Raw genomic sequence first — 8,243 nt, forward strand, 5'->3', positions numbered from 1 at the left:
CGGCGCAGACCGGTGGTTCGGCGGCGGGGGCCGTCGGCGATACCGACCTCGGCCGGGCGCATCGCCTCGCGGCGGCGGCGCAGGAAGTCGGCGAGCTGGTCACGTTCCATGGCCCCATCGTCTCTCGCGGCGGGCGGGCCGAGCCAGGGAGCGGCTCTCCCAGGATGAACGCTCCGCTCCCGTACGTCGCGGCGCCGCCGGAAGGTGGACGGCAGACCGACCACGAAGGAGAACACGATGCAGACACGAACCCTGGGCAGCACCGGCCCTGCCGTTTCCGCGCTGGGCCTGGGCGCGATGGGCATGTCGGGTGCCTACGGCGCGGCCGACCGCGCGGAGAGCATCGCCACCGTGCACGCCGCGCTGGAGGCAGGCGTCACGCTGATCGACACCGGTGACTTCTACGCCATGGGCCACAACGAGCTGCTGCTCGCGGAGGCGCTGCGCGGCCGGGACCGGGACAGCTACCGGTTGAGCGTCAAGTTCGGCCAGCTGCGGGGGCCGGGTCGCGAGTTCGGTGGGCAGGACGGCCGGCCCGAGGCGGTGAAGAACTTCCTGGCCTACTCGCTGACCCGGCTGGGCACCGACCACATCGACATCTACCGTCCCGCCCGGCTTGACCCGGCGGTACCGATCGAGGAGACGGTCGGCGCGATCAAGGAGATGATCGACGCCGGGTACGTCCGGTACCTCGGCCTCTCGGAGGTCGACGCGGCGACGATCCGCCGCGCGCATGCCGCCCACCCGGTCGCCGACCTTCAGATCGAGTACTCCCTCCTGTCCCGTGCGGTGGAGGCGGACGTTCTGCCTACGCTGCGGGAGCTCGGCGTCGGTCTGACCGCGTACGGAGTCCTCAGCCGTGGCCTCATCTCCGGGCACTGGTCCGCCGGCCACACGGCCGGTCCCGGCGACGGCCGCGGCTTCAGCCCGCGATTCTCGAGCGGGAACGTGGAACACAACCTCGCCCTCGTGGAGGCACTGCGCCGGGTCGCCGACGCGAAGGGGTGCACGGTCGCCCAACTGGCCATCGCCTGGGTGGCCGCACAGGGCGACGACATCGTGCCGCTGGTCGGCGCCCGCACCCGCGAGCGGCTGGCCGAGGCGCTGCCCGCGCTGGAGCTGACCCTCACCGCGGACGACCTCGCCGAGATCGAGAAGGCGGTGCCGCCGGGTGCGGCGCGCGGCGACCGATACCCGTCCGCGTTCATGTCAGGCCTCGGCGTAGGCAACTGAGTCCGCACTCCCGACAACGGCCAACTGCGCGTCGAGCGACTGGGGTCCCGGCACCAGCACCGCGTCGTAGCCCAGCTCGGCCCGCAGCCGCTCGGCCTTTTCCGGCGAACGGGTGCTGCCGATGACCCTAGTGGCGCCCAGCAGACGCGCCAGCGAACCCGCCAGTGACCCCACGGCTCCAGCCGCCCCCGTGACGAACACCGTGTCTCCGGCGCGGACTTCGGCGAGCCGGGTCAACGCTCCGTAGGCGGCCGACCCGGATGACAGATGGGCCACGGGGTCGGGCAGGACATCGCCGAGCGGAGTGCAGTCGGCCTCCGCCGGCAGCGCGTGTTCCCGCCATCCGAGCATGTGGGTCATCGCGTCCCCCGGCCGCAACGAACTGCCTTCCGCCGCCGCGACGACCTCGCCGACAGCGGGACCGAAGAGCGCGTCGCCGGCGTGGATGCGCGGCAGTGGTACGCCGTCGGCCTGGCCGCCGATCAGGGTGCGCAGCCCCGGAAACACGAGGAAGTACCGGTTCCGGACGAGGACTTGACCGGGACCGGGGGCGGAGAGCGGCTTCTCGACGACCGCGAAGTGCTCGGGTCCGGGCAGCCCTTCAGGGGCGTCGGCCAGCAGGATCTCGCGCGTCGTGGCAGGCAGGACTGTGGCCATGTTGGGGCTCCTGGAAAGGTGAGTGGGTGAGTGGGCGTGGAGGACAGTCGGACCTGCCCGGCTGTCGGCGCGCAGACGCTAACCCTTGACGTACGCGTCAAGGGCAAGACGGTCGTCGGCTGTCCGGCCTGCTGTTCGAAGGCAACTCCCGCCTTCCGGCGCACCTCGTGTCTCCGCCGTCCCGCCGGTACGCCCGAGTAGCCAGGGCACTGGGCGTGCCGAGTCAGCTGACTCCCTGACACGCGGGCGCCGTTGACACCTGTGCGAGCCACGTGCTTGCATCCCGGCATGCCGTCGCCGGAGCCTCTGACTCGCCGCCGCGCCGTGGACCTCGTCCGGGTGGCCGCGGCACTGTGTCGGACGACCGGCTGATCACGCGCTTTCCTCATCTCCAGCCAACAGCCGTGCTGTGCAGGCCTGTTGTGCTCGGAATTCTGGCCGCTAGCTACTTGCCCCGGCCTGCGTCCAACCCCCTCTCGCGCTCTCCACCCCTTTTGACGAGGACTCGCCATGCCCTCTGCCGCCCCCTCCCCTCATCACGACGAATCCGCCTACGACCGCCGCAGGCTGCACCAGTGGCTCGCCGGTGAAGCCCGGGCCGACGGGGTCACCCGCCGTCGGCTGCTCACCCTGCTCGCCGCCACTGCCGCCGGGACCGCTCTGGGCGCCACGCGAGTCGCCCATGCCGCCGACCGGCCGATCGTCAAGACACTGCCGCCCGAGTGGTTCATCGAACGCGGCACCAACGCCGAGACCCGCTGGGAGGCGCTGCGCGGGACTGGCCTCCACACCCCCAACGAGCGGTTCTTCGTACGCAACCACACCACCACCCCCGTCCTCCAGGCCGACGAATGGAGGCTGCGGCTGTGGGGGAGTGGACTGCGCGGCGCCCCCGGCGAGGCCCGGGCGGTGGAGTTCGGGTACGACGATCTGAGAGCTCTGCCGGCGGTCACCCGTACCGCGTTCGTCGAGTGCGCCGGAAACGGACGCTCCTACTACACGACCCAGCAGGGCGAGACGGTCACCGGGACCCCGTGGACTCTGGGCGCGATCGGTGTGGCGCGCTGGCGCGGGGTGCGCCTCGCCGACGTGCTGCGCCGGGCCGGGCTGTCCCCGTACGCCGTGGACGTGCAACCGCGCGGCCTGGACGCCGAGTACATCAGCGGAGGCGAGAATCTGGGCAGGGTGCGCCGTCCGCTGCCGCTGGCGAAGGCGCTGGACGACGTACTGCTCGCGTACGAGATGAACGGTGAGCTGCTTCCCCACGATCACGGATATCCCGTACGGGTGCTGGTGCCTTCCTGGATCGGGATCGCGTCGATCAAGTGGGTCGGCGACATCGAGGTGTCCGCGCAGCCGCTCTACTCGCCGTGGAACACCACCTTCTACCGGCTGTTCGGCCCCGCCCACCCGGCGGGCGGCAGCGCGCCCCTCACCCGGCAGGCCACGAAGAGCGCCTTCGAGCTGGCGAGCGGTGCCACGTTCCCGGCGGGACAGAGGCACGTACTGCACGGGCGGTCGTGGTCGGGTGCGGGCGGCGTAGCGCGGGTCGATGTCAGCACCGCCGCCGGGGCGAGCTGGCGGCCGGCCCGCCTTCACGACAGGCCCGGCGCCGGTACCTGGTCCCGCTGGTCCCTCAGCTGGAGGCCCGACGCGCGCGGTGCCACCCACCTGCTGGCCCGCGCCACCGACACGGCCGGCCGTACTCAGCCGGACACGGCCGTGCCGAACACACAGGGGTACTTGTTCGACGCGGTGGTGCGGCATCCCGTGAGCGTGGTCTGACGACCGCCCTTCACGATGACCGGAGGCCGCCAACAGACCGGCTCAGGCTGTCTGTTCGCGGCCTTCGGCGCAACGCTTCAGTTGGGGAGTGAGGACAGGGGCACGGCGAACACCGTCCGTAGGTTCTCCCACTCGGTCAGGGACCAGACCTGGCCCGTGCTCTGCCAGTACGTCAGGGACTCCGGGTGCTCTGCCCAGCACTGGTAGGTGCCTCCGCAGGTGGCGACGCTGCGGGTCGTGGTCTGTCCCCAGAGGTGTCCGTGTACGCCGGACGAGGCGGAGGCATGGGCGACGTACCAGACGTTGTTGTGGGCGAGGACTCCCTGCATGTTCCCCACGCCGCTCCGGTAGCCCTGGACGGCCGGGACGAAGGAGCCGGAGGCGGTGCTGCTGTTGAGCAGGTAGTCGCTGCCGAAGTTGTAGCGCAGCATGCGGCCCTTGGTGCCGTTGTTGAGGTACTCGGTGGTGACCAGGCTGTTGGGCACGCTGCTGCGGTCGAGCGAGAGCGAACCGACGCAGGGCACAGCGGTGTTCACGTTGCCTGTGCAGGCGCCCGCGTCGTACGAATACGAGCCGATGGCGGGCATGACGTACTGGTAGCCCCAGGCGGAGTAGCCTCCGTCGACCTTGCCGATCGCGTAGCTGTTCACCGAGGCCTGGAGGATGTGCTGCATGCTGAAGACGTAGATCGCGTTCGTGTGGCCCTGCTGACCGGAGACGAACAGCTTGTCCCCGTACCAGGCCATGCCTCCGGCATGCGCGGCGACGCGCGCGAAGTTCTCGCCGCCGCTGGTGGGAGTCACCAGGAGCACCCAACGGTACTTGGGGGCCGCGGGGTTGTTGTAGTCGATGAAGGCGACGCGGACGGTGTTGTAGCGGGCGTCTCCGGTTCCGGTGCCGACGTAGCTCCACCCGGCCAGGATCAGCCTGTTGGTGCCCCAGGCGCCGTCGTCGTCGGCGTCGCCCGAGCTGGTGATCGACTGGGGGTGCCAGTCCGGGGTCGTGGCGTCGCCGGTGTCCCAGCAGAAGCTGGTGCTCGCGGTGGGAGCGGTCGGCAGGGTGCCCCGCTCGGCGGCGTTGCAGGAGCGCGCCGGGTGGTTGGCGCTCTCCAACACCTCGGTGACGCCTACGTTGTTGAGCTTCGAGTCGAGGTTCGCGGTCGTCTCCGGGGTGACCGCGTTCCAACGGAGCCCGTAGCCCGCCCGCTCACTCGCGCCGATCGTCTCCAGCGGATCGGTGTAGGCGGTGGCGGCGGCTCCCGCACCGGTGATCGCGCCCGGTGCCAGCGCGGCGGCTACCAGAGTGAACAGGGCTACTAAAGCGAGTCGAATACTTCTTCGGGATTTCATGGTGGGGCCTTGCCCCATGGAGTCGGACCTCATTCCCGGGGCGCCGCCGACCCACAACAAAGGCAAGGAGATTGCCCTCTCCTTGCCACTATCAACCTATAGCGCACCAGGGGCCTTGCGGCAAGCCCCGGGTCCTGCTGCAGAATCTCCGGCCGGAAGTACGACTGGCATTGCGGCTGCAGGCAATCGGCGCCGGGACACGGGCGTGCGAGCTGCCGGACCGGGCGGAGCAACGGGCCGGATGAGGCCTTGTTGGATGAGGGGGATCTGATGATTGACGTGATCGTGGTCGGCGGCGGACCGACGGGCTTGATGCTGGCCGCCGAGTTGAGGCTGCACGGCGTGCACGTGGTCGTGCTGGAGAAGGAGACGGAGCCGACCAAGGTTGTCCGCGCGCTCGGACTGCACGCGCGCAGCGTCGAGGTGATGGACCAGCGCGGTCTGCTGGAGCGGTTCCTCGCGCTCGGGAAGCAGTACCCGGTCGGCGGCTTCTTCGCAGGCATCACCAAGCCGTCGCCGGACCGGCTGGACACCGCACATCCGTACGTTCTCGGCATCCCGCAGCCTGTCACCGACCGCCTGCTGACCGAGCACGCCACCGAACTCGGCGTCGATGTCCGGCGCGGCCGCGAACTCGTCGGGCTGAGCCAGGACGACCAGGGGGTCACCGCCGAGCTGGCCGACGGCGCACAGTTGCGCTCGCGGTACCTCGTCGGCTGTGACGGTGGCCGCAGCGCGGTGCGCAAGCTGCTCGGCGTCGGATTCCCCGGCGAGCCCGCCGGGCCCGAGACGCTGCTGAGCGGGATGGAGGTGACCGCCTCGCAGGAGACGGTGGCCGCCGCGGTGACCGAAGTCCGCAAGACCCACCTGCGGTTCGGCGTCGGGCCCTACGGAGGCGGGTCGTTGTACCGCGTCGTCGTGCCCGCCGAAGGGTTGGCCGAGGACCGCGCGGTCCCGCCGACCCTTGAGGAGGTGAAGCAGCAGTTGCGGGTGTTCGCCGGCACCGACTTCGGTGTGCACTCACCACGCTGGCTCTCCCGCTTCGGCGACGGGACCCGGCAGGCCGAGCGCTACCGGACCGGCCGGGTACTGCTGGCCGGCGACGCGGCGCACATCCACCCGCCGCTGGGCGGGCAGGGCCTCAACCTTGGAATCCAGGACGCGTTCAACCTCGGCTGGAAACTGGCCGCCGAGGTCAACGGCTGGGCTCCGGAAGGGCTGTTGGACAGCTACCAGACCGAACGGCACCCCGTCGCCGCAGACGTACTGGACAACACCCGCGCACAGACCGTGCTGATGTCCCCCGAGCCGGGCCCCCAGTCGGTGCGCCGGCTGATGTCGGAGTTGATGGGCTTCGAGGAGGTGAATCGGTATCTGATCGAGAAGGTCATCGCGATCGGCGCCCGCTACGACTTCGGCGAGGGCCACGAACTGCTCGGCCGACGGATGCGGGACGTGGAGCTGAAGCGGGGGCGCCTCTATGAACTGATGCACGGCGGCCGCGGCCTCCTCCTCGACCAGACCGGCCGGCTTTCGGTGTCGGGGTGGGCGGACCGGGTCGACCACGTCGTCGACGTCAGCGAGGAACTGGACGCGCCGGCGGTACTGTTCCGACCGGACGGCCACGTGGCGTGGGCCGGGGACGACCAGCAGGACCTCCTCAGCCAGTTGCCCAAGTGGTTCGGCACTGCCGTCGACTGAGCACGCAGCTCTGGGTCGGAGGGTCGGGGACCTGTCTCAGGCCGGATTCGGCGCCGCCGGTGCCGTACAGAGCCAGGTTCGGGGCCACCACCGGTGGTGGCCCCGAATTCGACGGCTACTCTGCCCCGACAGTCGTAACCACCTTCAGATTCCCTGGAACTGGCCTTCAGGAATCCGCGAGCGAGACCAAATGCTCCCCTGTTTCGATCTCAACTTCGCCGCGACCATGAGGGGATGACGGAGGTGCCGATCGAAGTGGAGCTCGTGCAGCGGGCGTTGACCGGCACTTCGGGTTCGGCGAGCTGATCGACTTCTATGGCAGCGACATTCGGTCATTGCCCTGGGGGAGCTGATGACTGTTTCGTGCCGATCCGGCGACGACCAGAGTGGCGGTTTGGAGATCACCATCACCCTGACTGCCCTGGAGGCTGAAGCCATGGGCGGGGATGCCACCCTCATGGCCGAGATCTTCGACAGCTACCTGTGGGCCATGGGCATGCTCCGCACTGGCAGCAACTCCCGCGACCCCGGCACACCGCCCCCGACTCCCGGCGATTGGCTTGCGGCCCTGCGTGGACTCGACCGGCTCCCAACTCGCTTCCAAGGCATTCGCGACGGTTTGATCCGAGCCTGCACCGCGGCCGACGGAAGCCTCGAACGTCTGGCCACCGTCATGAACATCAGCAGGTCGGCCGCACGGCATCGACGCACGAGGATCACCAGGCATGCCCCCAAACCCTGGGAGCAGTGGGCCAGGACGCCTTCCTCGGGACCTTGACGCGGGTACGGCGGTGAGGAAATGGGAGAGGGGTATTCCGGAGGGAGGCGGATGGTGACGACGCAGCCGGCAGCGTGCTCGTGGACGGATGAGCAGACCGTGGCGGCCAACGCCGCCGGGCGGCTGGTCCCGGCGCAGCAGCCGCTGCTGACCGGGGCACCGGCCCGGATCATTAGTGGCGTGGGGCGGATCGTCGAGGTACCGGGTGCCGAGCGGGAGGTGCGTGCGGGCGCGGTGCGGATCGAAGTGCATGACGGCGCCGCGCCGCTTCCGCCTCCCGCGACGTACCGGCTGTACTGGCTGGCGCCGCCGGAGGGGGTGGAGGAGCCGAGCCCGCTGCTGCTGTCGGCGCAGCCGCTCGACGCGCAGCACCTGGGGGAGCCGGTGGACGCCGTCGCCGTAGAGGTGGGACGTGTGCCCGCCGGGAGTCGACGGCACCGTCGCACACTCCTGCTGGCCGGACTCGGAGCCGCCGCGGCTTCCGCTGCCAGCGTGACCCTGTCGCGGCTGTCCTCGCAACGGGGCTCCCGCGGACCCGGGCCCCACCGCCGGGCTGCTCACCCCGGCTGCCTCAGGGGCCGGCCCTGTTGACGCGTCCCTCGCCCCGGTCCTCCGAAGGACCGGTGTCACCAAAGGCATCCGCTTTGTGTCGCTACTGATCAATGCCGGAGAGATCACCGCGCTGGCCTTCAGCCGGGACGGGCGTACGCTGGCCGGCGGCATCTCGGACGGCACCATCC

General features: G+C 70.3%; 7 protein-coding genes and 2 pseudogenes. 6 read left to right on the top strand and 3 right to left on the bottom strand.

What is annotated here, in order from left to right; genetic code table 11:
• Positions 1 to 110, bottom strand: a pseudogene (locus O3Q52_RS43760) (transcriptional regulator); the annotation flags it as partial.
• Positions 111 to 237: 127 nt separating this feature from the next.
• Here O3Q52_RS43760 and O3Q52_RS43765 point away from each other — a divergent pair.
• On the top strand, positions 238 to 1,233 hold the full coding sequence (locus O3Q52_RS43765) for an aldo/keto reductase (protein WP_269654091.1): 996 nt from the start codon (positions 238 to 240) through the stop codon (positions 1,231 to 1,233).
• A gap of 51 nt (positions 1,234 to 1,284) precedes the next feature.
• On the opposite strand, the pseudogene O3Q52_RS43770 reads toward O3Q52_RS43765, so the two are convergent.
• Positions 1,285 to 1,890: pseudogene (locus O3Q52_RS43770) on the bottom strand (NADP-dependent oxidoreductase); the annotation flags it as partial.
• Between the two features lie 288 nt (positions 1,891 to 2,178).
• Between O3Q52_RS43770 and O3Q52_RS54480 the strand changes: the two are divergent.
• Together O3Q52_RS54480 and O3Q52_RS43775 are read left to right on the top strand one after the other, a co-directional pair.
• Entirely contained in the window at positions 2,179 to 2,262 is an 84-nt protein-coding gene (locus O3Q52_RS54480; protein WP_363189606.1) for a putative leader peptide, read from the top strand.
• 138 nt (positions 2,263 to 2,400) lie between these two features.
• Positions 2,401 to 3,675, top strand: coding sequence for a sulfite oxidase (locus O3Q52_RS43775; RefSeq protein ID WP_269654092.1), 1,275 nt, complete (start codon positions 2,401 to 2,403; stop codon positions 3,673 to 3,675).
• Positions 3,676 to 3,752: 77 nt separating this feature from the next.
• Here the strand turns inward: O3Q52_RS43775 and O3Q52_RS43780 are convergent, their stop codons facing one another.
• Positions 3,753 to 5,024 carry a hypothetical protein gene (locus O3Q52_RS43780; protein ID WP_269654093.1) on the bottom strand — a complete coding sequence of 424 codons (1,272 nt, stop codon included), beginning with the start codon at positions 5,022 to 5,024 and terminating at the stop codon, positions 3,753 to 3,755.
• A 270-nt stretch (positions 5,025 to 5,294) separates the two neighbouring features.
• On the opposite strand from O3Q52_RS43780, the gene rox reads away from it, so the two are divergent.
• The 3 genes from rox (at position 5,295) to O3Q52_RS43795 (ending at position 8,094) form a co-directional block, all read left to right on the top strand.
• Positions 5,295 to 6,725, top strand: coding sequence for a rifampin monooxygenase (gene rox, locus O3Q52_RS43785; protein ID WP_269654094.1), 1,431 nt, complete (start codon positions 5,295 to 5,297; stop codon positions 6,723 to 6,725).
• Positions 6,726 to 7,119: 394 nt separating this feature from the next.
• Entirely contained in the window at positions 7,120 to 7,503 is a 384-nt protein-coding gene (locus O3Q52_RS43790) for a hypothetical protein (protein ID WP_269654095.1), read from the top strand.
• 51 nt (positions 7,504 to 7,554) lie between these two features.
• The gene (locus O3Q52_RS43795) at positions 7,555 to 8,094 is read left to right on the top strand and encodes a hypothetical protein (protein WP_269654096.1); all 540 of its coding nucleotides are present in this window, start codon (positions 7,555 to 7,557) and stop codon (positions 8,092 to 8,094) included.
• Positions 8,095 to 8,243: the final 149 nt, after the last annotated feature.

Source organism: Streptomyces sp. ActVer (assembly GCF_027270795.1).
In the GTDB taxonomy this organism is placed as follows: Bacteria; Actinomycetota; Actinomycetes; order Streptomycetales; family Streptomycetaceae; genus Streptomyces; species Streptomyces umbrinus_A.

What these genes read in the sequence shown, in the direction of transcription:
- O3Q52_RS43765 (WP_269654091.1), top strand. Translation starts at nt 238, where the DNA reads ATGCAGACACGAACCCTGGGCAGCACCGGCCCTGCCGTTTCCGCGCTG.
- O3Q52_RS54480 (WP_363189606.1), top strand. Translation starts at nt 2,179, where the DNA reads ATGCCGTCGCCGGAGCCTCTGACTCGCCGCCGCGCCGTGGACCTCGTC.
- O3Q52_RS43775 (WP_269654092.1), top strand. Translation starts at nt 2,401, where the DNA reads ATGCCCTCTGCCGCCCCCTCCCCTCATCACGACGAATCCGCCTACGAC.
- O3Q52_RS43780 (WP_269654093.1), bottom strand. Translation starts at nt 5,024, where the DNA reads ATGAAATCCCGAAGAAGTATTCGACTCGCTTTAGTAGCCCTGTTCACT.
- rox (WP_269654094.1), top strand. Translation starts at nt 5,295, where the DNA reads ATGATTGACGTGATCGTGGTCGGCGGCGGACCGACGGGCTTGATGCTG.
- O3Q52_RS43795 (WP_269654096.1), top strand. Translation starts at nt 7,555, where the DNA reads ATGGTGACGACGCAGCCGGCAGCGTGCTCGTGGACGGATGAGCAGACC.